General features: G+C 49.0%; 22 protein-coding genes and 1 pseudogene. 18 read left to right on the top strand and 5 right to left on the bottom strand.

Annotation, left to right across the window (positions count from 1 at the left end; all coding sequences use genetic code 11):
• The first annotated feature begins 34 nt into the window (after positions 1–34).
• From ACK8P8_RS17045 to ACK8P8_RS16995, 11 genes are all read left to right on the top strand, one after another.
• Positions 35–784: a hypothetical protein gene (locus ACK8P8_RS17045; RefSeq protein ID WP_196006861.1), complete on the top strand. Its 750-nt coding sequence runs from the start codon at positions 35–37 to the stop codon at positions 782–784.
• 69 nt (positions 785–853) lie between these two features.
• Positions 854–1,462, top strand: coding sequence for an SMI1/KNR4 family protein (locus ACK8P8_RS17040; protein WP_369858687.1), 609 nt, complete (start codon positions 854–856; stop codon positions 1,460–1,462).
• A gap of 660 nt (positions 1,463–2,122) precedes the next feature.
• On the top strand, positions 2,123–2,713 hold the full coding sequence (locus ACK8P8_RS17035; protein ID WP_369858686.1) for a T6SS immunity protein Tdi1 domain-containing protein: 591 nt from the start codon (positions 2,123–2,125) through the stop codon (positions 2,711–2,713).
• Between the two features lie 51 nt (positions 2,714–2,764).
• Complete coding sequence (locus ACK8P8_RS17030; protein WP_369858685.1) at positions 2,765–2,962, top strand: hypothetical protein; 198 nt, start codon at positions 2,765–2,767, stop codon at positions 2,960–2,962.
• Positions 2,963–2,972: 10 nt separating this feature from the next.
• A complete protein-coding gene (locus tag ACK8P8_RS17025; RefSeq protein ID WP_369858684.1) occupies positions 2,973–3,437 on the top strand; it encodes a hypothetical protein in 465 nt (154 codons plus the stop codon).
• 3 nt (positions 3,438–3,440) lie between these two features.
• A complete protein-coding gene (locus tag ACK8P8_RS17020) occupies positions 3,441–3,992 on the top strand; it encodes a hypothetical protein (RefSeq protein WP_369858683.1) in 552 nt (183 codons plus the stop codon).
• Positions 3,993–4,022: 30 nt separating this feature from the next.
• Positions 4,023–4,865, top strand: coding sequence for a helix-turn-helix domain-containing protein (locus tag ACK8P8_RS17015; protein ID WP_120387562.1), 843 nt, complete (start codon positions 4,023–4,025; stop codon positions 4,863–4,865).
• A 31-nt stretch (positions 4,866–4,896) separates the two neighbouring features.
• On the top strand, positions 4,897–5,799 hold the full coding sequence (locus ACK8P8_RS17010) for an RteC domain-containing protein (RefSeq protein ID WP_369858682.1): 903 nt from the start codon (positions 4,897–4,899) through the stop codon (positions 5,797–5,799).
• Positions 5,800–5,903: 104 nt separating this feature from the next.
• The gene (locus ACK8P8_RS17005) at positions 5,904–6,263 is read left to right on the top strand and encodes a helix-turn-helix domain-containing protein (RefSeq protein WP_004329675.1); all 360 of its coding nucleotides are present in this window, start codon (positions 5,904–5,906) and stop codon (positions 6,261–6,263) included.
• Complete coding sequence (locus ACK8P8_RS17000) at positions 6,226–8,298, top strand: AAA family ATPase (protein WP_369858681.1); 2,073 nt, start codon at positions 6,226–6,228, stop codon at positions 8,296–8,298. The genes ACK8P8_RS17005 and ACK8P8_RS17000 overlap by 38 nt, the downstream gene beginning before the upstream one ends.
• 405 nt (positions 8,299–8,703) lie before the next feature.
• Positions 8,704–9,222, top strand: coding sequence for a dihydrofolate reductase family protein (locus ACK8P8_RS16995; protein WP_369858680.1), 519 nt, complete (start codon positions 8,704–8,706; stop codon positions 9,220–9,222).
• Between the two features lie 96 nt (positions 9,223–9,318).
• Here ACK8P8_RS16995 and ACK8P8_RS16990 read toward each other — a convergent pair whose 3' ends face one another.
• Complete coding sequence (locus ACK8P8_RS16990) at positions 9,319–11,406, bottom strand: type IA DNA topoisomerase (protein WP_369858679.1); 2,088 nt, start codon at positions 11,404–11,406, stop codon at positions 9,319–9,321.
• Positions 11,407–11,432: 26 nt separating this feature from the next.
• Positions 11,433–12,761, bottom strand: a complete 1,329-nt coding sequence (locus tag ACK8P8_RS16985) for a DUF3945 domain-containing protein (protein ID WP_369858678.1) — start codon at positions 12,759–12,761, stop codon at positions 11,433–11,435.
• A 217-nt stretch (positions 12,762–12,978) separates the two neighbouring features.
• On the opposite strand from ACK8P8_RS16985, the gene ACK8P8_RS16980 reads away from it, so the two are divergent.
• Positions 12,979–14,016 carry a PDDEXK nuclease domain-containing protein gene (locus ACK8P8_RS16980; RefSeq protein ID WP_028728948.1) on the top strand — a complete coding sequence of 346 codons (1,038 nt, stop codon included), beginning with the start codon at positions 12,979–12,981 and terminating at the stop codon, positions 14,014–14,016.
• Positions 14,017–14,080: 64 nt separating this feature from the next.
• On the opposite strand, the gene mobC is transcribed toward ACK8P8_RS16980, so the two are convergent.
• The 3 genes from mobC to mobA are packed head-to-tail and all read right to left on the bottom strand — an operon-like array spanning position 14,081 to position 17,764.
• Positions 14,081–16,090 carry a conjugal transfer protein MobC gene (gene mobC / locus ACK8P8_RS16975; RefSeq protein ID WP_369858677.1) on the bottom strand — a complete coding sequence of 670 codons (2,010 nt, stop codon included), beginning with the start codon at positions 16,088–16,090 and terminating at the stop codon, positions 14,081–14,083.
• A gap of 19 nt (positions 16,091–16,109) precedes the next feature.
• Positions 16,110–17,357, bottom strand: a complete 1,248-nt coding sequence (gene mobB / locus ACK8P8_RS16970; RefSeq protein WP_369858676.1) for a conjugal transfer protein MobB — start codon at positions 17,355–17,357, stop codon at positions 16,110–16,112.
• Entirely contained in the window at positions 17,342–17,764 is a 423-nt protein-coding gene (mobA, locus tag ACK8P8_RS16965) for a conjugal transfer protein MobA (RefSeq protein ID WP_369858675.1), read from the bottom strand. The genes mobB and mobA overlap by 16 nt, the downstream gene beginning before the upstream one ends.
• A gap of 625 nt (positions 17,765–18,389) precedes the next feature.
• Here mobA and ACK8P8_RS16960 point away from each other — a divergent pair.
• From ACK8P8_RS16960 to ACK8P8_RS16935, 6 genes and pseudogenes are all read left to right on the top strand, one after another.
• The gene (locus ACK8P8_RS16960) at positions 18,390–19,172 is read left to right on the top strand and encodes a ParA family protein (protein WP_369858674.1); all 783 of its coding nucleotides are present in this window, start codon (positions 18,390–18,392) and stop codon (positions 19,170–19,172) included.
• Position 19,173: 1 nt separating this feature from the next.
• Complete coding sequence (locus tag ACK8P8_RS16955) at positions 19,174–19,602, top strand: DUF3408 domain-containing protein (protein WP_369858673.1); 429 nt, start codon at positions 19,174–19,176, stop codon at positions 19,600–19,602.
• Positions 19,603–19,604: 2 nt separating this feature from the next.
• Entirely contained in the window at positions 19,605–20,231 is a 627-nt protein-coding gene (locus ACK8P8_RS16950; protein WP_369858672.1) for a hypothetical protein, read from the top strand.
• Between the two features lie 164 nt (positions 20,232–20,395).
• Positions 20,396–20,692, top strand: a complete 297-nt coding sequence (locus ACK8P8_RS16945; RefSeq protein WP_004309970.1) for a DUF4134 domain-containing protein — start codon at positions 20,396–20,398, stop codon at positions 20,690–20,692.
• A 10-nt stretch (positions 20,693–20,702) separates the two neighbouring features.
• Entirely contained in the window at positions 20,703–21,038 is a 336-nt protein-coding gene (locus tag ACK8P8_RS16940) for a DUF4133 domain-containing protein (protein ID WP_010803765.1), read from the top strand.
• Positions 21,035–22,948 (top strand): annotated as a pseudogene (locus ACK8P8_RS16935) (TraG family conjugative transposon ATPase); the annotation flags it as partial. The gene ACK8P8_RS16940 and the pseudogene ACK8P8_RS16935, both read left to right, overlap by 4 nt.
• Between the last annotated feature and the right edge of the window lie 63 nt (positions 22,949–23,011).

The raw sequence follows: 23,011 nt of genomic DNA, 5'->3' as shown, positions 1-23,011 counted from the left end.
CCCCGCTTAGCCATTATAAACAGTAATGCAAAATATGAAACAGAAAATATACCATATCATTATCTTTTTACTCTTTTGGTTTTGTGGAGTAGCCTATTCACAAAATCCCAAAGCGGATATTTTGCAGCAAGACCTTTCGGGCTTGTTTGACAATTTAAGCATGATTGGCATATTAGGAGAAGATTGTAGCCGAATTGATATTCATATTGCCGAAGCTCGGAAAATGGATAGTAGAGAATATGAGATAAAGGGTATCAGTCGTACCCGATTATCCGTAATCTGTCCGTTTAAGGGAAAAGTTTGTATAGATAGCATTTCTTCCTGTTCCCAAATGATAAAAAGTGAATATACGGAATTGGACGGTTTCATATATGGGCATTACTCGTTTGCGGAATACGGAGATAAACGATATAGCGGTACATTCTCCGGTTCTTTCAAGCAGGGGTATCGGATGAGCGGACAACAAATAGAGAAAGGACGGAATGAAATAGCAGAACTGAAATTAAACTTATCTGAATATCGGGGTAAGTGGAAATCCGCAAAGGGACTGACAAAAGTCTGTTCTTGGGCAGATGAGATTATACCCGATACTCCTGCAAATTTCTGCCTGTTTAATGATGCAGGCGAATGGATTGTATCACCGAAATATCGTAAGAATGGTTGGAAAAATCTATATAATGCCTATCACAATGAAAATCTGACAACGGACGAGATACAAAAGGCTCGTGAGGTGGAAGAACAGGAATGGTGGGTAAATAAAAGCCAATCATGCAAAGTAAATTGAGTTTATAACGAAGCGTGATAATGCTTACAGCGTTCCCCGCTTAGCCATTAGATGTAATATGCAAGTAATATGAAAGCAATATTCAACCATTTCAATAGTCTTGGCGGACTATACAATGTAAGCCAAGAGAACTTATTAGATACTCGGATATTTAATGACGAGATTAAATTAATCGAAGAGTATCTGAAAAGAGATATTCCCAAACTTTTGTGGAATATCCTAAAAAAATATCAGGGATATAGCTTTAATGATGAAGTTGGTTTTAATGTAACGACAAACATTCCCATACTGGGAAATTCCACATTCTTAGAGTTTGGTCAATTCCTCTCTTTATGTCAAGAAGCATCCTTATATCTCCTTGATGTATTAGAGAATAATTCGGATATTTTCGGACACGATTTCTTGCCGTTTGCAGAAGCTACTCCGGGTGATTACATTGCATTAAATATCAGTGAACAATCTGTGTATTTCATTTCACATGATTTTTCTGATAATGAACAATCACAGATTAAGATTGCAAATTCATTAAAAGACTATTTCCTACACCTATGTAAGCATACAGAAGAAAACAGGATATTAGAAAAAACACCAAGAATTACATCGGTTGAATATTCTAATGACTTGTTATCACTTATGCAAGAATGGAAAAACAAAGAAACATCTAACAAGGAAAGATAACCCCTAAACGGCGTTCCTTTCCAAGCCATTAGCGAAAGCATATCAAAATGAAACGAATAGAACTCTTTTGGAATATATTATACTATTGTACTCATACACTTTTGTATAAGTGCTTCCATACAATGGATTTGTTCCGCTTGATTGACAACAAACACACACGGAAGTTTTATAAGAAAGAAAATATTTTTTGGCAATCACTGGATATTGTGAAGCGAACAGAAGAAAGAGAAAAGGATTTTTCCCCTTTTATTCTTATAGAATCCATTGGTGGAACTTGCATTTTCATGATATTACTAATTCTTACTATTTTGAACGTGGTAATGGTAATAACACATATCTCTTGGTATGGTATTATGTTTCGTGACGTTAGTAACTTTATTATCAGTTTTCTGCTTCTTGTTCTCTTGTGTTATGTTCCAAATCAGGTATTCCTATTTAAGAACGATAGGTATATCTCCTATTTCAAACAATTCAGAAAAGAGCGTACAAAAAAATATATGAAATGCTATTTTTTATCCTATATACTGGCTTTGATTGCTTGTTCTTTTAGTTTCATTTTGATAGAACTAACAAAGGATAGAATAGAATATTTCGCTAACAACGCAGGATAACGGACAAGCCGTTTCCTGCTAACCATTATCAACCATAAAGCGCACAAATATGTACGAGAAATTTTTAGAAAAGAACCTCAATAGTATCAGACAAGCAGTAGATGATACCTTTATTGCTAAATATGCCGATTTGTCTTATACCGAACTGACTACTTTATGGCAAGAAGTCGGGTTGGGCAGTTATTGTGACGGGATGCTTAAAATCATAAATCCGTCTGATTACCAAGATGTGCTAAACTCTTGTTATGTTATGGAGTATGATAAATCGTTTCTGCCGTTCATGTGTACGGTTTTCGGTGATGTCTTTGCCTACGTAAAGAACCCGAAACTGAATAACTACATCGTTTATCTGAATGTCAGATACGGAACGTATTTAATACTCCCTGATAATCTCGTATTACTGCTGAATAAAATAATTTTCAATAAAAGCACCTTGAAAGGTTGGTTTGATTTGGAAAATTATCCTGTAATACAAGAGAAACTCGGAACGCCTAACATTGATGAATGTTTCGGGTATTCCCCTCTATTGGCAATGGTTGGAAGTGAGAACTTTGAAAATATTGAGATAGTCAAAACACTTCCATACATTGATATTAGCACGCAAACAATCGGCAGATTTAAGCGGTCTGATAAACTTTGAGGTTAGAACAAGTTGATAAGGACAAGCCGTTCCCTGCTAACCATTAACAATATGAGTAGCCTTATCACAGTAAAGAGATTTGGAAAAGTTCTGATATGGGTATGGAACAGATGTATAAAGAAAGCCGCCATTCCTTATGAAGAACTTGATTTCCATTACCCCGATTGGGCTTTCAATATTACAAGTTGTATCTTTTTCGGGGTTGTGGTAGGTGTTACCCTGCTTTATTTTGCTTTTATAAAACAGTAAACTATTCCCAATGAAAGCTCGACTAAAATACCCGATATTTTCATTCTCTCCCCGAAACAACGTGGTATATGTTTGTTGGGAAGAGAATACATATAATACCACAAGTATAACATGGTTCAAGCGGAACAAACGTGAAAAGAACATTGTAGTAGATGCTTCAGGTATGATGTACACAATAAAATCAGCCCATTTCATCCGCTGGAAAGGCATACGTGGATTTATAGGTATGCAGTGCGGCATTATTGAAATAGAGAATGAATACGAGGAAAATCCCGTCCGCATTACTTTACGGACATTACAGGAGATTGTCGTTAAGCGATACCCAAAAACACAAGAATATCGTTCCGGGCTTTGGGAAAACGCAGATGAATTCACAAAGACCGTATTCAGATGCAAGAGTTTTGAGGAACTGGCAGAATTGTTCAGATGTTGCCCCTCTAAAAATATTTTATTGAAGATTTGGCGGGGGTATTGAAAGATGAAAACGAAGTTAAAATACCCGATATTCAGTTTTGCCCCCAAAGGCAACATGATATACGTGTTTCGCAAGGAAGAACTGTACACAACGACCAATACCAAGTTGTTGAAGAAGCGGAAGAACTACATTGTTGTGGATGCAACCGGGACGAAATATGTTGAAAAGGGAGCGCACAAAGTGAAGTGGCAAGGGATATTGGGATATTGCATCAGGATGCAGGGACGAGTGATTTCCATTGAATACGAGTATGGGGACAACCCCGAACCGTTCCCGTTACGGAAACTGCAAGAACTGGTATCGGAACGATACCCCAAGACACGGTGGTTCAAGGAAGAATGCTGGAACAGCGCAGACGAGTTCCGGCAAGTGATTTTCGCCTGCAAGACCTTTGAGGAAGTGGCGGACATACTGATGCCCGAACGAAAAACGAGCGTTTGGCAACGCATTGAAGAATATTTCCTGCGGGCAGGTTTTCTTATGCTTGCCGCCATGTTCCTTTATCACGTGGTTTGGCGGCTAATCCAAAAAGTCTGGCTATGGGCTACCGGGTAACGTACAGGAAACAAATCAATTTATTCAGATATGGAACAACGGATTACATCACTATTGCTTCCCGCTCCCGAAGCGGAGCTGGAAGCGTCCTGCAAGGAACTGGACGAAAAGGTAACATGGCTGCTGCACAACAGCCGGAAAATGGACAACTACTTGGAACTTGAACCGTTCAGCAAGGACGGGCGGCTGTGCGCCCACGTGTGCGACACGCTCAAAAGCCTGCCGGAAACGCCGACACTGGCGGCGTACAAGGACTACAAGGCAATCATCATCCTGCTGGGTATGTCCACCACCCGTTACGCCATACTGGACGAACTGGCGGAACAGCACCGCAAGCGGGACGACATACCCGAACTGACCGCCTACTGCGATGCGCTCCACTGGATGCGACCGGGACGGCAGTACCTCTGCAACGTTTACAACACGGTATGCCACGCTTTCCACCTGCTGCGGAGAAACCCGGTAAGGGACAACCGACTGCTGGTGACGGAAAAGGAGCTGCGCCACGCCGAACGGATGCTGCCGGAACTGGGCAGGCAGACGTTCACCGAAATGGTACGTCTGAAAGGCTACATGGTCTATGATGCCGAACAACTGGCGGACAAATGCGGCATGGAATACGGCTCGTTCCGGCGAAAGGTAAAGAAAATGACCGGGTACACGGCTAAGGAATGGGTGATAAAGGAACGGGTAAAGGACGTGGAACACTACCTGATGAACACAAACCTCACGCTTACCGAAGTGGCGTTCACCACCGGGTTCGCATCGACATCGAACCTGAACGACTTCTGCAAGGCGTATCTTTTAGATACCCCCGGAGAAATACGCAGAAAAGCGCAGGAAACAAGAAAATGCACAGTTACAAGAACGTAATGTGAAAAATCAAGAATAAAACAGATTTTTTATGCCCGTAACTTTGTGCTTCATAAAAGATAAGCACAAGGTTATGGAACATAAGATACTGTTGGAAACATACTTCGCCGGACTGCTTCAAAAAGTGGAATGGCAGATACAGGAATACGAGGACACCGCAACGGACACGCTGACGCTCTGCCGCCTGTGCGTGGACTACCTGCAAGAGATACTGGGCGAACTCAAAACCTTTATAATCTCCTACCCGTTCGCCAGCACGGAAGAAGAAATACACTTCTTCAAGGAACTGAAACCGCTTTTAGCAAGCAAAATCATCTATTACAACACCGTTTACAAGATAGAGGTGCGCTTCCCCAGCGGTAGCGAGGACGTGCAGCGGGACTACCTGCTGTCGGAAACCGACCGGATTTCAAAGTCGTTCCAGCGGAACTTGGCGTTCTACCAGTACCACCGTACGAAAGCCACCTACTTGGACAGGCAGTATTTCATGCGTGGGAAGCCTGACATACAAATCATTGTGGACAGTTTCTATTACGAAACAGACCCACAGTTCAGCACCAGTCACGACTTCAAGGTAGCCAAGATTTTAGCCAACGAACTGCTGGAAATATACCTCACCAACCGATTGCACGAGCTGGAACGCCGGGAACAGCGCAAGCGGGTGAAGAACGGCTTCACGGGAAAGGTGCTGCGCTGGACGGGGACGAAAAGGGCGTTGGTGGAGCTTGTCTACGCACTGGACGCCTGCGGCTGTCTGAACAAGGGAACGGTTGATATAAAGGAGATTGTAGCCTATTTTGAATATGTTTTCGACATCGACCTCGGCGACTTCTACCACACCTACATGGAACTAAAAGCCAAGACCAAAGACCGCACGGGCTTCCTCTCCACCCTGAAAGACAGGTTGCTGCTGCGCATGAGGGAGCAGGATTAGGCAACCGTGCTTTAACAAAATTTATTTCGCCACAGGTGGGTTCGCCTGTGGCGTTTTATTTTTCAGGACACCCGAACTTTGCGGCAAATCAATTAGTTACCATTATGGAAATAATAACATTCGAGTCCAAAGCCTACAAGGAGCTGGACAACAAGATTACCGCCATTGCCGACTACATCTTCAACCACGTGGAAACGGCAAGACAAAGCGAGGAAGATATGTGGGTGGACAGCTACGAGGTCTGCACGTTCCTGAAAATAAGCGAAAAGACCCTGCAACGCCTGCGGGTGTCGGGGACTATCGCCTATTCCAACATCAGGGGACGTTATTTCTACAAGGTCAGCGAGATACGCCGGATGCTGGAAGAACGCCTGATAAGGAGCAACAAGGAGAACATCGACAACCTGATAACCAACCACCAACTGTATGCTAAGGAAAGAGGAAATCTTAGAAAGGACAAGTAACGGGCTGGCGGTGTTCAAACACTACCTGCCCGGTAACTGGCGCATAGGTCGCAACTTCCTTAACCCGCTGTACGAGGACAGCAAGGCTTCCTGCAATATCTATTTCGACCGCCGGGGCGGTATCTACAAGATGAAAGACTTCGGCAACGACAGTTACAGCGGCGATTGTTTCTTCCTCGTGGGACAGTTAAAGGGGCTGGACTGCAACCGGGCGGCTGACTTCGTGGAAATACTGGAAATCATCGACCGGGATTTGGGCTTGGGGCTGGCTTCCGGCACTCCGGTTTCTGTTCCCCCGGCAACCGTCCGCCGGGCAGTGCCGGACAAACCCGAAGAAACACCCGAAAAGCCCGTCAAGCCCTACCAGTTCCGGGAACAGAAGTTTCCGCTTGCCGAACTGGTGTACTGGCAACAGTACGGCATCACGCCCGAACTGCTGGAATATTACAAGGTCTGTTCGCTCCGGGAATACAATAGTGAAACGGCAGAGGGGAAGCCGTACACCTACACTTCATCGGTGGCAGAACCCATGTACGGCTACAAGGGTAAACAGCACATCAAACTGTACCGCCCGTTCTCCACACCCCGCTTCCTCTACGGCGGCAGCTTCGGCGAAAACTACTGTTTCGGGCTGGAGCAACTGCCCGCCAAAGGTGACACGCTATTCATCACAGGCGGCGAGAAAGACGTACTTTCACTGGCGGCGCATGGTTTTCACGCTATCTGCTTCAACAGCGAAACGGTGACGATACCGCCCACGCTGGTTTATCGGCTGACGTTCCGCTTCAAACACATCGTCCTGCTCTTTGACATGGACAAGACGGGCAGGGAAAGTTCACGCAAGCAGGAAAAACTACTGGAAGAATTTGGCGTGAAACGGCTGCTGCTCCCGCTTCCGGGAACGAAAGAGGAAAAGGACATTTCCGACTACTTCAAAGCCGGGAACACCCGTGAAGATTTCCTGAAACTGTTTATCGAATTTTTAGACAACCTGTATAGCGACACATTGATTATGCTAAAATCGTGCGAGATAGATTTCAACAACCCGCCCGCCAAAGCGCAAGAGATTATTTCGGCGGGTGACGTTCCGTTAGGAACACAAGGCAACCTGTTCGGCATCACCGGGGGCGAGGGAACGGGAAAGAGCAATTATGTAGCCGCAATCGTGGCGGGCTGCATCTGCCCCGCTGGTGCGGAAGTAGATACGCTGGGCATACAGATAACCGCCAACGGCAGGCATAAGGCGGTCTTGCTCTATGACACCGAACAGTCGGAAGTGCAATTGTTCAAGAATGTAGGCAACCTGCTGGCACGTGCCAAACAGCCGGACAAACCCGATGAACTGAAAGCATTTTGTCTTACAGGTATGTCACGCAAGGAACGCCTGAACGCCATTGTGCAGAGTATGGATAAGTTCTACTACCAGTACGGCGGCATCCAGTTGGTCGTCATTGACGGCATCGCAGACCTTGTGAAAAGTGCCAACGATGAAGCGGAAAGCGTGGCGGTGATAGATGAACTTTATCGGCTGGCGGGTATCTATAACACCTGTATTCTTTGTGTGCTGCACTTCGTTCCGAATGGCTTGAAGTTACGGGGACATTTGGGTAGTGAGTTGCAGCGTAAGGCGGCTACAATCCTTTCGATAGAGAAAGACGAAGAACCCGCCCAGTCGGTCGTGAAAGCCTTGAAAGTAAGGGACGGAAGCCCGTTGGACGTTCCTTTGATGCTCTTTGCATGGGACAAGGAAGCGGGGATGCACGTGTACAAGGGCGAGAAGCCCCGTGAGGAAAAGGAGAAGCGCAAGGAAAGGGAACTGGTGAATGTCGCACGTGACATCTTCGGGCGGCAGACACGCATCACCTACATAGACCTTTGCGAGCAGTTGCAGCAGGTCTTGGACATCAAGGAGCGCACCGCAAAGAGCTATATCCGCTTCATGCGGGAAAGGGACATCATCACCAAAGACACGGCGAACCAAAGCTGTTTTGTCATAGGTTCATATAATCTTCGATGGAACACAAGTTGTCCATAAGCGTATGGATAAAACTTGTGTAATTCATGTGCTTGTGTCCTGCCTTGTTGTGAAACACGGCAGGATTTTTTCTGTTTGCACGTGAAAATTCAGGGTATTTGCTTAACTTTGCAGAAGTTACACGAAAAAAGTAACGGCAGTTGGACGGCGGTTGCCGGAATATTGCCTTTATATATAACATATACGTTCGCCGAACGTCCCAAAGTAGAAAACTGGCACTTTTCAAAATGTGGGGATATTCAGCGCAGGATATGCTATGCGTTTGTCATAGCGTGGCTGCACTGTTTCCACATTTGGGTATGCCAGTACCTCTACTTTGAAACAGCGTCATGCCACGCTTTCTTTTTAGGTGGCGGCTAACGTGCAAAGACAGTAGGGATTTATATCACTTTAATACCTGACAATATGGAACAAATCAAAGCGCACATCGCCGTATCGCTGGACGGGCATACCGCCACGCCGGACTATGAACTGGACTGGATGCCCCGTGAGGTCAAGGAACTGGCGGCAAGGGAACACGCCGCCGCAAGCTGCCTGCTTATGGGGGCGAACACCTACAACTACATCTTTGAACACTGGGGCGGGTGGCCGCACAAAAGCAAGCGGTCTTTTGTGGTGTCACACTACGACACCAACGTGACGCCGGACTGCGGCGTGGAGTTCCTGACCGAAGAACCGCTGCAAAGAATTTATGAACTGAAACAGGAAACCGACATACTGGTGGTAGGTGGCGGCAAGCTGCTTACTTCATTGATTAAAGCCGGATTGCTGGACAGCCTGACTATCTACACCGTCCCGGTTATGGCGGGCAAAGGCATCGGCTTTATCGGGGAAACATCCGGCTCGCTATGGAAACTTTCGGAAAGCAGGGTGCTGGATAACGGGGTGGTCTGTTCGACCTACCTGTTTGGCGGGAGCGTATAAAAAATGCGCCCGGTTCCCGCCGGGCGCAACCACTAAAATTTCAATTATTATAAGTTGCAAAACCTATCACAATGAAATTTCAGCGGCAAAGATAGGCTATTTCTTCGGTTTCGCTTTCTTTTCGGGGAATGAAAAACCGACATTGAACTGCTCGTCCAGTACCAGCGAAGCATCGAAAACCTTGCCGTTCTTACCCTTGAAGCCCTTGATTAGCCCGGTCTTGCGTTTCGTCACCAGTTCGACAATCTGCTTGTCGGAAAGCTGCTTGTCGCACTTGTTGCGGAATATGGTAAGCGTGCAGTCCACGTTGGAACACTTCGCCACTTTCGGGTAGAACAGGATGCGCCCGCTACCGCATTTCGGGCAGGGGCAGGTTTCACCAGTAGCAACAGATAGCTGCACCGATAGCAGTTCTGTGGTGATTTGCGTTGCGTACACCTCGATACCCTTTCGGAATGTGTCGGCATCCATACTGCCCGCTTCTATCTTGGAAAGGGCGGTTTCCCACATACCCGTCATTTCGACATCGGCAATCTTCTTGTCCTTGACAATCCCATAAACGGCAAGCCCCTTGTCAGTAGGCACAAGGTTCTTCTTCTCACGCACGATGTACTGGCGGGTGAACAGCGTTTCGATAATCGCCGCACGGGTGGCGGGCGTGCCTATCCCGGCATCTTTCAGGCTGGCTTTCAGTTCGGCATCTTCCAGTTCCTTTCCGGCGTTCTCCATTGCCGCAAGCAGGCTGCTTTCCGTGTGCAGCGGTTTCGGCTTGGTCTGCTTCTCCAACAGTTCCACGTTGGAAATCGGCAGGCTTTCGCCCTCTTGAAGTGGTGGCAGACTGGCGGCTTCTTCATCCCCGCCCGTTTCCTGCTCGCCGAACACAGCACGCCAGCCTGCTACTTTCATCACAGACCCTTTCACAGTGAAGTCGGTATCTCCAGCCGACAATATGGCGGTGGTAACGTCTTTCACGCACTTGCCCGAAAAGGCTTCCAGCATACGCCCGGCTACCAGCTCGTAAACCGCCCGCTCGTCTTTGGTGAGTTCGCCGGGCAGGTTCTCGGTAACGATTAAGGCGTGGTGGTCGGTCACTTTGCCGTCATTCACGCTACGGCGGTTCAGGGGTGTGCCGTCCAGCCCGGCGGCATACCCGGCAAAGCGGGAGTATTGCCCTAACAGGGCGATACGCTCCGGCATTTCATCGAAAACGTCCTCCGATATATAGCGGCTTCCGGTTCTCGGGTAGGACATCACTTTCTTTTCATACAGGCTTTGCGCTATGGAAAGCGTCTTGTCAGCCGAAAAGTTCAGCTTCGTGTTCGCTTCCTTTTGCAGCGTGGTAAGGTCGTACAGAAGCGGCGGTTCTTGGCTGGCTTCTTTCCTCTCAACGGATTTCACGGCAAGTTGTCCGGCATCCTTAACCCGTTGCAGGGCGGCTATGGCTTCGGGCTGCTGCTCCCACTTGGCGGTCGTTTGGGCGGTGAAACTTATTTCCCCGCTGGCGGTATGGGCTTTGAGTTGCCAAAACTTGGCGGGTACGAAATTCCTGTTCTCCAAATAGCGGCTGCATATCATCACGAGCGTGGGTGTCTGCACCCTGCCCAGCGAGAACACCCCCTGTCCGGCGGCTACGCTCAACGCTTGGGTGGCGTTTATCCCTATCAGCCAGTCCGCTTCGCTGCGGGACTTGGCAGAGAGGTAGAGGTTATCGTAACATTCTCCCGGCTGCAAGTTATCCAGCCCCTCCCGGATTGCCTTGTCGGTAAGGCTGCTTATCCACAGGCGCACAAATGATTTTCGGCAGTTCAGGTAATGGAAAATATAGCGGAAGATTAACTCACCTTCACGCCCGGCATCGGTGGCGACAATAATCCGGTCGCACTTGTCGAACACTTCTTTTATCACTTTCAACTGTTTCAGCACGCCGGGGTCTGCCTTATAACCTTTCTCCGCTTTCACCTGACGGGGGATTAATTGGAAATCGGGCGGCAGTATGGGCAGGCTCTCCCTGCGGAAGTTCGCCACGCCGTAGGCTTCCGGCATGGCAAGCTGAATTAAGTGGCCGAACGCCCATGTCACCATATACCCGTTGCCGGAAAGATAACCGTCATTACGCTGGGTCGCACCGATGATGCGGGCGATGTCCTTTGCCACGCTGGGCTTCTCTGCTATCAATGCAATCATAATTCTTTACTTTTTAATGGTGGATATTACATTTTTATTCCTTTGGACTTCTTGGGTTTGTCCGCTTTCAGGCTCTTGTCCTGCGCCTTGTCCTGCTTCTCTTTCTGCTTCTCTTTCTGCTTGGCGGTGGGCTTGTCCTGACCCTGTTTCAACGGCTCTTTGCCCCGCTTGGTGGCTTCGTTGGTCTTGCCCTCCGAATTGACCGCTACCTGCGTCCGGCTCTCGGCGGTGGGGGTAACCTCTTTCGGCTGCACCTTGTCGGGGGATTTGCCCTGTGCGCCGGGCTGCACATGACCGTTGAACTCAACGCCCTTGCCGTCCTTTATCCCGGCTACCTGCTGTTCTGCGGGCTGCTGCCCCTGCTGCAAGAACTGGACGGCAGACCTCGGCAGGAACTCCAAGCCACGCTCCACTGCGCTGACCTGTAAATAGGCACTGCGCTTCGTGCCGTCCCTGAATTGCAGGTTTTCCATTTTCACCGCTTGCCCAGCTTCAAAGGCGGCTTTCTGCTCCGGGCTGACTTGCACGCCGCAAATGGTGTCGGGGCATTTCCACTTGTCAGCCCGCATATACTCCAGTTCGTGCGTGTACCTGTCCCGGCTGACGAACACGGGGATTTGCTCGCCGCTTTTCGGGTCTTTGATTTCAGCGATGCCGCCCAAGTTGCCAGTGCCTTGCAAGTTGCCCTGTTCCTGCTTGGTGAACCCGTGTTCATGGAACGGGCGTTGCAACAGTTTCTCGTCCTGCTGCACGCCGTGCAGCTTGGGTACTACCGTGCCGTCCTTAGCCTGATAGAAAGAGAGCTTGACATCGGTAGGTTTGAGGTAGAAGCCGCCCACCGTCCCCGAAACGGTGTAGGTGTTGCGGGACTTGTAGCCACGCATCACCCGGTCGAAGTCCTTCGTGTTTTTCAGGGTGTCGGCGGTAATACCGACTTTTTTCAGGTTCTCCCAGTCGATTTTTGCCGGGTCGAAGCGGTAGCCCTGCTTGAACTCGTGGAAGTCGGGCTTCGGAACTCGAAGCATTTCAGCCCGCTTGTCGCCCTTCGGCGTGGGGTTGCGGTGGTTGTCCTCGATTGCCTTTGCGTCCCGCTCCGCTTGGGAAGCCTTGACGCTGAACAGTTCCAGCCCGGAAGTGTCCTGAAACTTGCGGAAGAAATTGGAAATGAAGTTGCTGAACACATCGCTGTTCTTGTCCACCTGCATGAACTCGCCGCCCTGTGTCGGCGGCACGGTCTGCAAATTGCCCTCCTTGTCGATACCCTTAACGGCACTCACCTTGCCCTGCTGTTTATCCAAGACCAGCAGCACGTCTTTTTCCTGCCCCTCTGCGGGCGGGGTCATTCTGTTTGCCATAAATAATTGAAATTTTAGTGGTTACGGGAATAGTCCCGCCCAAAGGTAGCGACTAAATATGCTATATTTGGATAGGCAGAAAGAGGTGTCCGAATTTGTCCTGAACTGTCCCGATTTGTCCGGTCGGGATTAAAAAAGAGGTGATAAAGTAGGAGCAATCCATTACTTAATCCAAAGAAAAACATAACTTTGTAATCAGTTATTATACATACAGAATATGACAGAGAAAAATAGCTCTATATTATCCCCCGAATATCTCAACTTCAAAAATGAGATAACTGCCCGTATCAGGTCTGCCCAGTATGAAGCATTAAAGGCAGTAAACAAAGAAATGATAGCCTTATATTGGGAAGTCGGCAAACGGATTACCGAGCAACAGACGGCATTAGGTTGGGGAAAATCCGTTGTGGAAAACCTATCGCGGGACATACAGAAAGAGTTTCCGGGAATAAAAGGCTTTAGCGCACGGAATATATGGGATATGGCACGTTTTTATGCTGAATATCAGTCTGATGAAATTCTGCGAACATTGCTCGCAGAAATTAGCTGGTCAAAACATATAGTCATTCTGACGAAGTGCAAGGAAACCCAGCAACGACAATTTTATATATTGGCAACAAAGAAATATGGGTGGACTAATAATGTTCTTCTTAATAAGATAGAAGCCAAAACTTACGAAAACTATCTGCTCGGACAAAGTAATTTCGATAAAACCTTGCCTGATAGCATAAAAAATCAAGCCATACTTGCATTAAAGGATGAATATACTTTTGACCTTGTAGGGCTTGCAGAGGAACATTCGGAATATGAATTGGAACAGGCTATTATTAAGAATATCCGTGCGTTCCTTATGGAGTTCGGTACGGATTTTTCATTTATAGGCAACCAATATCGGCTGGAAGTGGACGGGAAAGAATACTTCATAGATTTACTGTTATACAACAGACGTTTGCAAGCCATGATTGCCATAGAACTGAAAATCGGAGAGTTCCAGCCGGAGTATAAAGGGAAAATGGAATTTTATCTGAACATTTTGAATGATACAGTAAAACTACCGCATGAAAATCCGGCTATCGGTATTATCATCTGCAAGTCCAAAAGCCGCATGATAGTGGAGTATGCCTTGAAAAGTTCCAATATGCCCATCGGGGTGGCAACATACAGCCTTTCTTCCGAATTACCCGAAGCCTACAAAAAACTATTACCGACATCGGAAGAAATAGCCAAGAAAATAGAATTGTTGATAGAACGATAATAAATAGCCAAAGCCGTAGTATAAAAACTACGGCTTTGATGTTCCTATACATTATTATATACGGCTATTCTTCCTCCTTAATCAAGTGGCATAGCTCCGGGTCGTTCTTAATCCGGGTTATCTCGTCCTCGACTATCTGCCGGACTTCCTGACGGATGCGGTCATAGTTGGCTTGTATCTCCTCCTGCATCCGGTCGTTGCCGTCCTTGTCGGTGAAGTCGATTATCTGCGGCAACTTCACGTAACGGGCGGTTTCCCGCTTCACCTTTTCATTGTCCACCACGATTTCGCAGTGGAAAATCTTCTGTTCTATCCGTTCATCGAAGTTGTCTGCTACCGCACCCACGAACATACCTTGCGTGAGGTTGGATATTTTGCTGGCGGGTATCAGGCTGTCCATTTGGGTGCTTATCGAGGTGGACTTCTCCCGCTGGTTGATTGTCATACTCTGCCGTTTCTGCAACACCTTACCGAAACGTTCGGACAGGATTTTCGCCGTTTCACCAACTACCTGACCGCTGAACACGTTACCCACTGTATTTTGTATCACCCGGCTTTCCTTGTCCCCGTAATCACGGGTAAGCTGACTGTAATCCTGAAAGCCTAACAGAACCGCAACCTTGTTGCTTCGGGCGGTGGCAATCAAATTATCAAGCCCACGAAAATATATAGTCGGTAATTCATCTATTATCACCGAACTTTTAAGCTGACCTTTCTTGTTTATCAGCTTCACGATACGGGAATTATATAATCCCAGTGCTGCCGAGTAGATATTTTGGCGGTCAGGATTGTTGCCGATAACCAAGATTTTAGGCTCTTTCGGGTTGTTGATGTCCAGTGAAAAATCATCACCTGTCATAACCCAGTAAAGGGCGGGTGAAATCATCCTTGAAAGCGGGATTTTCGCACTGGCAATCTGCCCCTGCAACTGCTCTTGAGCATCTGATTCCCAAGCATCTACGAATGGAGAAAGATAATTTTCCAGTTCGGGATAACTGCGCAAAATCGTGAATACATCGGCGTATTTCTTGTTCAACAGTTCTATGGCATGGGGGAACGTACAATACTTACCGTCCTGATAGATACGGAGATACCAAATTATAGCCGCCAAAAGAATAATCGGGCTTTCCACGAAGAAGTCGCCCTGCTTGCTTATCCAGCTTCGATTAAGGTTAAGCATAATCGTGTAGCTGGCTTCATAAGCATCCGCAATGTCCGACATGAAGCTGGCGTTTATCGGGTTGCATCGGTGGCTCTTGCGGGGGTCGTCAAAATTGATAACGTAAAACTTAGGCTTTACCTTGTAGCCGTCTAAGTGTGCAAGCAGGTGATTGTAAGCGATTTCCGACAAATCGGGAAACTTATAATCATAGCAGTAAAGCGCAAAACCTTTCTCAATTTGCTGTTTTATGTAACTGTTTACCACCGCATACGACTTACCGCTACCCGGTGTTCCCAATACAAGGCTGGCACGGAACGGGTTCACGACATTTATCCAGCCATTATTCCATTTCTTCTTATAGTAGAACCGGGTAGGCAGATTTACCGAATACTCGTTCTCGATAAGCCTTGTTTCCTGCTGGAAACTTTCGTTCTCGGTATTAAAGACATCATCCATGAGGTTGTTCTTCAACAACCGGGACATCCACGTACCCGCCATGAGCATACAGATATAGCCCGCCGATAGCGTAACGATATAAAACACGGCATCCGCCGTATGTGGCAACGGCAGTTCCAGCATCCACCAGTTCAGGAAAAACAACACGACACCAGCCGCAAGGCTGCAATGTATCTTCGTCCACGTTATCTTTTCCTCTTTCACGCCCTTAGTGCCGATGCACGACAGGGCGAGGAACACCACCGCAAAAAGTTTCGTCCAAAGGGCGGACGAGAACAGCCCGGTGGTACGCTGGAAGTTCCACAGTATCTTGTCTATCACTTCAAAGGTCACTCCCCATTCTTTCAGGGTGGAGTAACAGAACCAGTACACGTTTATTCCCACGAATAGAATACTGACAGCCCGCATAAAGTCCATGACCCGTGCAAGCCCTCTCAAATCATCTTCCTGTTGCATGATTGTAATGTTTTTTAAGTTAGTCGATGCGCCTTGTGCGCTTCTTTTTCTTCTTTCTCTTTTGGCGGGCGGTGTCCTGCGGCTCGTCACCGCCTGATGCACCGCCGCCCAGCAAACCGCCGAAAGCTCCCAGCACGGAAGCCACCTCCGGAACGATATCGGATTTCGGCGTAAAACCCGGCTGTTCCTGATGCGTGGATTGTTCCTGCCGTATGTCCGCTTTTCTTTCATCGGAATACAAATCGTTGAACACGTTCGCCGAATACTCCTTGCCCAAGCGGGAGCCGTTCAGCACCACCCGGCTGTCGTGGTCGATGAACGTAACGCCATAGATGCGCCCGCTGTCGTTCTGACGGAATACCACGTCAATGCCCTGCTTCTTTAGCTGTTGTTCCAGTTCCTTGCGGCTGCGGGCGGTCTGCATGGCAGTGGCGACAATCTTTCGTGTGCGCTCTTTCAGCTTGCCGTTCTTGATTGCTTCGCCCGATTTCTCCATTCTGCGCTGTACCGCTTCATAACCTACCGACTTGCCGATGCGGGAAGCCTTTACCGGGTTGCCTGTCTTTTCGCCCTTGTCGTTCGTGGCAGAATAGACAATGCCCTGATAGGGTTTGCCGTTCACTTCACCTTTGACTTCTTCGGCGCACACGTTGTAAGCGGCAAGCAAAGCATTGTACTCCCCGAACGACTGGAAGCGGTAGCCATAGCAAGCCGCTTTCACGGTATTGCCGATTTGGTGCTTCACGTCCCCGGCGGCATAGTCCACCTTTTTAAGTTCCGGGCGTTCGGCACGTTCCTTTCGTTCTGCCGGGTGCAGGTTGTATTTCTTTTCCAGTTCACGGGTGATTTGCTTGCTGCGCCGATGCTCGAACCTGTCATTCAGCGGCTTGCCGTTCTCGTCCACCCGCAAGCCCACGATGTGGATATGGTGGCGGTCGATGTCGGTATGCTTGTACACCAAATAAGGCTGGTCGCCATAGCCCAACTTCCGCATATACTCCCGTGCGATGTCGGAAAGCTGCTGGTCGGTCAGCACGTCTTCCGGGTGCGGGTTTATGGAAATATGAAGTATCGGCTTCTTGGTGGATAGCTGGACGGGCATCTGCATTTCAAAGCTGCGCATACACTCGCCGATAGAGAAATTCCCGTCCTCGCCCAACAGCATCCGGTTGGAAAAAAGCACCTTTGCTTCCTCGCTGTCCACCTTGTTTTGGTTATAAGCCAGTGCGCCGAACATATTGCCGCCCGTGCTTATTTTGGCAACCATAGTTCCTTGCATTCATTGGTTAATGCAATAACTTGGCGGTTCAGTGCCGCCAGTTCGGTGGTCGCTTTCTCCAGTTTATAGAGAAAAGCCAATGCCTTTTTCTCCGAAAAGTTGCCGTGCAACGCCTTTACGACTTGGTTGTAATTGACCGCCACGGCTCTGAATTGTGCATAAAATTCGGTCAGCTTGGCGCAATACTCGACCGCCGACTTATCCACTTTCACCACCCGGAACGGCTCGCCGAACAACCGGGCGGCGATGAACCGGGACTTGCTCGTAACGCCCGACTGCTCCCACTGCGAGAGGAAGCGGGCGTTCTCCCGGTCGTTCAGGTAAAGGACATGGCGGTGCTTCGCCGGGTCTGCGAGGGCGGGGCGACCGCCCTTGTTGGTTCTTCTTGTTTCCATACTTCTTTGAATTAAAAAATTACGACTTCGGAGTGATTTTTACCCCCGCAAGGGGCAAGGCGTTTTCAGGCACGGAAAACGGTTTTGTAGCATACAAAACACACCTTGCTATTTTCTATAAATTCCTCACGCTCGGCAAAACAAGCAAGCTCGCTTTGCTCTCACTTAATCGGAATTTTCTGACGAAAATCGAAATCCGTCCGTGACGGATTGGGGTTAGCGTAAAGCGGTAAGCCCTGCCGTTAACCAGCCCTGTTTTACCCCTCTGCCCCCAGCGGTTCGTTACTCCGCTGCAAAGTAACAGTGATTTATAATGCTGTAAAACAGTCGGTTGGTGGACAAAACGGGACAGCGCAGGACAAATCGGGACAAGGTTTTCAGTGGACGTTTTTTCTCCCTTTTTTTGCATCGGATTTCAAGATTGAAAGCAAGATTGAAAGAAATATTCCAATCAGGAAAGAATGATTGAAAGCATGATTTCAAGAAAGCATGATTGCATTATTTCAATATTCCAAGAAAGAATGAAAGCAGGAAAACAAGATTGAAATAAAACAGTCTTTCAATATTTCAAGATTACAACATGGAAAGAATGAATGATTGAAAGCAATAAATAAATCAACCAATAATGAACGAAAGCAATATGGAAAACGAGAAAACACCCCTGTATGTCGCCTTTTCCACCCAAAAGGGCGGGGTCGGCAAAACAACCTTTACCGTGCTGGCGGCGAGTTACCTCTACTATCTCAAAGGCTACGATGTGGCGGTGGTCGATTGCGACTACCCGCAACACTCCATTGCCGGGATGCGAAAGCGGGATGCCGAGCAGGTCGGGGCGGATGAAGATTACAAGCGAATGGCGTATGAACAGTTTACCCGGCTGGGGAAGAAAGCCTACCCGGTACTGTGCAGTTCGCCTGAAAAGGCGATTGCAACGGCTGACGAATACATAGCCGCCGGACACGTGCCGGATATTGTCTTTTTCGACCTGCCCGGCACGGTGAACAGCGAGGGCGTGATAAACTCCCTTGCGGGCATGGACTACATCTTCACCCCCATTTCAGCCGACAAGGTGGTGCTGGAAAGCAGCCTGTCGTTCGCAATGGCTATCCAAAAGCTATTGGTGAAGAATGAAGCCTGCCGACTTGCCGGGCTGTACCTCTTTTGGAACATGGTGGACGGGCGGGAGAAAACAGACCTTTACACCGCCTACGACAAGACGATTAAGGAACTGGAACTGCCACTGATGAAAACCTTTATCCCCGATACCAAACGCTACAAAAAGGAACTGGTGGCGGATAAAAAAGCGGTGTTCCGCTCCACGCTCTTTCCCGCCAGCCGCCCGCTGGTAAGGGGAAGCAACTTGGAAGAACTGATAACCGAAATAGTATACTACATCAAATTAAAATGATATGGCAAAGCAAAGCGGCGGGATGCCGAAGATAGACGAGGATTTCATGAAAGAACTTATCTCGCAGGGCGTACCCGCCAAGCGGGAGAGCCAGCCGGATGATGCACCGCAACCCGGCGGCGAAACGGAAACCGCCCACGAGGGACGGCAGACTGAAACGGTGCGAGTGGAGAAACCGACACCCCGCAAGCGCAAGGGCGGTTCGGGTGACTACCGGGAAACCTACTTTCAGAAAGTGGAACTGGCAGACCGACAGCCCTTGTACGTGAGCCGTACCACGCACGAGAAGCTGATGCGTATCGTGACGGTGATAGGCGGGCGCAAGGTAACGGTAAGCAGCTACGTGGAAAACATTCTGCTGCGCCACTTCGAGCAGTACCAAGACGAGATAAACGCCTTGTACGAAAGCCACTTCCAAAAGCCTGTCTGACTATGGTTATCTATTGCATACTTACCGGGCTTTTGGTGTACTATATCGCCTTGTGCCTGTGGTATCGCTACACGGACAGCCGGACATCAGCGGGCAGAACGGATGATGCGCCGCTTCCACGAAACGAAGTTTCAGGCTACACGCTGATAGGCGAAAGCCGATACAAGGGTGGACTAATCGGGACAGCGCAGGACAAATCGGGACACCTCCCGCAAGCGGCTGAAAATGATACTATTTTTGCGCCGAAAGCTGACGAACAGCCGGAAGAAACGCCCAGTTACGAGAATGACGAACCCGACTACGAGGACGAGGAAATAGCCGGGTACATGGACGGTGACGATGATACCGGGCGAGCTACGGGCGTGAGCTTTGACGAACTGGGCGAAGCGGTACGCACGGCGAACGCCGACAACCCCACCGAAGCGGAACAGCGGCAAGCCGCCGGGACGCTGGCAAGCATTGAGGGGACGAACCTCTACGATGCGGTGGTGGAGAACATCAACGGCGGGCTGGCAAAGGTGGCGGAACTGCTGGGACGCAACGAAGCGGAACTGGCTACGGTTGCTCCTGCCGAAGCTGGCGGTACAAGCAAGGAACACGAAGCGTTCGACATGAACGATTTCCTATAATATAATAATGTGTAACAATATGAAGCAACGTGACTACGGTTGATTGGCAACCTGAAAACCAAACAGACAAATGGGACTGCTCCCGACCACTAAAATTTCAAATTATTCACCAGCCGGGAAAGGCGGACTTCCCACCCGCCGCCCGGCATTAAAAACAAATCACAATGAGAAAGAAAATCTTTTTGTCGGCGGCTATCCTTGCCGCTGCGGTAAGTGCCTACGCACAGGGCAACGGGCAGGCGGGCATCACCGAAGCCACGAACCTAATCACAGGGTATTTCGACCCCGGAACAAAACTGGTGTACGCAATCGGGGCGGTCTGCGGCTTGATTGGCGGGGTAAAAGTATATAACAAATTTTCAAGCGGCGACCCCGACACCTCAAAGACCGCCGCCAGTTGGTTCGGGGCGTGCATCTTCCTGATTGTCGCCGCCACTATCCTGCGGTCGTTCTTCCTCTAAACCAGCGGCTATGTCTGAATATCCGGTAAACAGGGGTATCGGGAAGCCAGTGGAGTTCAAGGGGCTGAAAAGCCAGTACCTCTTTATCTTTTGCGGCGGCTTGCTCGCCGTCTTCGTGGTGTTCATCGTCCTGTTCATGGCAGGCGTGAACCAATGGCTATGTATCGGTTTTATCGTGTCGGCTTCGCTGCTGCTCGTGTGGCAGACGTTCCGGCTCAACGCACGGTACGGCACGCACGGGCTGATGAAAGCAGCCGCACGCAAAAGACACCCACGCTTCATTATCAGCCGAAAGGCGATACCCCGGCTGTTCAACTACAAAAGAAGAAAGGAAGAAAGAACATGAGGAATACATTAAAGGCTACCACGCTGGAGAGGAAATTTCCACTTTTGGCGGTGGAGAACGGCTGCATCATTTCAAAGGATGCGGACATAACGGTGGCTTTCAGGGTGGAACTGCCCGAACTGTTCACCGTCACCAGTGCCGAGTACGAAGCCATACATTCGGCGTGGTACAAGGCAATCAAGGTGCTGCCCGACTACTCCATAGTACACAAGCAGGACTTCTTCATCAAGGAGAACTACCAGCCCGACACCGAAAGGGACGAACTTAGTTTTTTAAGCCGCTCCTTTGAACGGCATTTCAATGAACGCCCGTTCCTGAACCATTACTGTTACCTGTTCCTGACAAAGACGACAAGGGAGAGAAGTCGCCGACAGAGCGACTTCTCCACCCTCTGCCGGGGCAGGATTGTGCCGCAGGAGATAGCCGACAAGGAAGCGGCGGCAAAGTTCATCGAAGCGGTCGGGCAGTTTGAAAGGATTATGAACGACAGCGGTTTTGTCACCCTTACCCGGCTGGCGGCATCGGAAATCACCGGGCAGGACGGAAAGGCTGGCATCATCGAGAAATACTTCTCGCTCTCGCAAACCGACACTACTTGCCTGAAAGACATCGGGCTGTACCCGGAAGAAATGCGTGTCGGGGACGATATTCTGTGCCTGCACACGCTTTCGGACGTGGAAGATTTGCCCGGAAAGGTCGGGACGGACTGCCGATTTGAGAAGCTGTCCACAGACAGAAGCGATTGCAGGTTAAGTTTTGCCGCCCCGGTGGGCGTACTGTTGTCATGTAACCACGTCTATAACCAGTTCATCTTCATAGACGACCACGCCGAAAACCTGAAGAACTTCGAGCAGACCGCCCGGAATATGCAATCGCTCTCCCGCTACTCCCGTGCCAACCAAGTGAACAAGGAGTGGATAGACGAGTACCTGAACGAAGCGCATAGCAAAGGGCTTATCTCGGTGCGCTGCCACTGCAACGTCATGGCATGGAGTGACGACCGGGACGAACTCAAACGCATACGCAACGATGTGGGAAGCCAGCTTGCGCTAATGGAGTGCAAGCCACGCCACAACACCACCGACACGCCCACGCTCTTTTGGGCGGGCATACCCGGCAACGAGGCGGACTTCCCCGCAGAGGAAAGTTTCTACACGTTCTTGGGGCAGGCTCTCTGCCTGTTCGTGGAAGAAACGAACTACAAGAGTTCGCTTTCCCCGTTCGGCATCAAAATGGTGGACAGGGTAAGCGGGCGACCGCTGCACATCGACATATCGGATTTGCCCATGAAGAAAGGCATCACGACGAACAGAAACAAGTTCATACTTGGGCCGAGCGGTAGCGGGAAGTCTTTCTTCACCAACCACATGGTGCGCCAGTATTACGAGCAAGGGGCGCACGTGCTATTAGTAGATACGGGTAACAGCTACTTGGGGCTGTCCCAACTTATCCACAACCGCACGCACGGCGAGGACGGGATTTATTTCACCTACACCAACGAGAACCCGATAGCGTTCAACCCGTTCTATGTCGAGGACGGGGTATTTGACATCGAGAAAAAAGAGAGTATAAAAACCCTTATACTCACCCTGTGGAAGCGGGACGATGAAGCCCCCAAGCGGTCGGAAGAAGTGGCGTTGTCCAATGCGGTAAGTGCCTATATCGAACGTATCACGGGCGACAGGTCGGTAACGCCCTGCTTCAACACGTTCTACGAGTTTGTCCGGGATGATTACCGCCGACAGCTTGAACAGAAGAACGTCAGGGAAAAGGATTTTGACATAGACAACTTCCTGAACGTGCTTGAACCGTATTATCGTGGTGGTGAGTACGACTACCTGCTGAACTCCGACAAGGAGCTGGATTTGCTGCATAAACGCTTCATTGTCTTTGAATTGGACAACATCAAAGGTGCGCCCGTCAAGGCTGCGTAAGTAACAATCCCATTAGCAAGGGATTAGGTAAGTGTACAT

The sequence above is a fragment of the Butyricimonas muris genome (assembly GCF_046365375.1).
Taxonomy (GTDB): domain Bacteria; phylum Bacteroidota; class Bacteroidia; order Bacteroidales; family Marinifilaceae; genus Butyricimonas; species Butyricimonas muris.
This window is presented reverse-complemented; position numbering and strand designations above follow the sequence as displayed.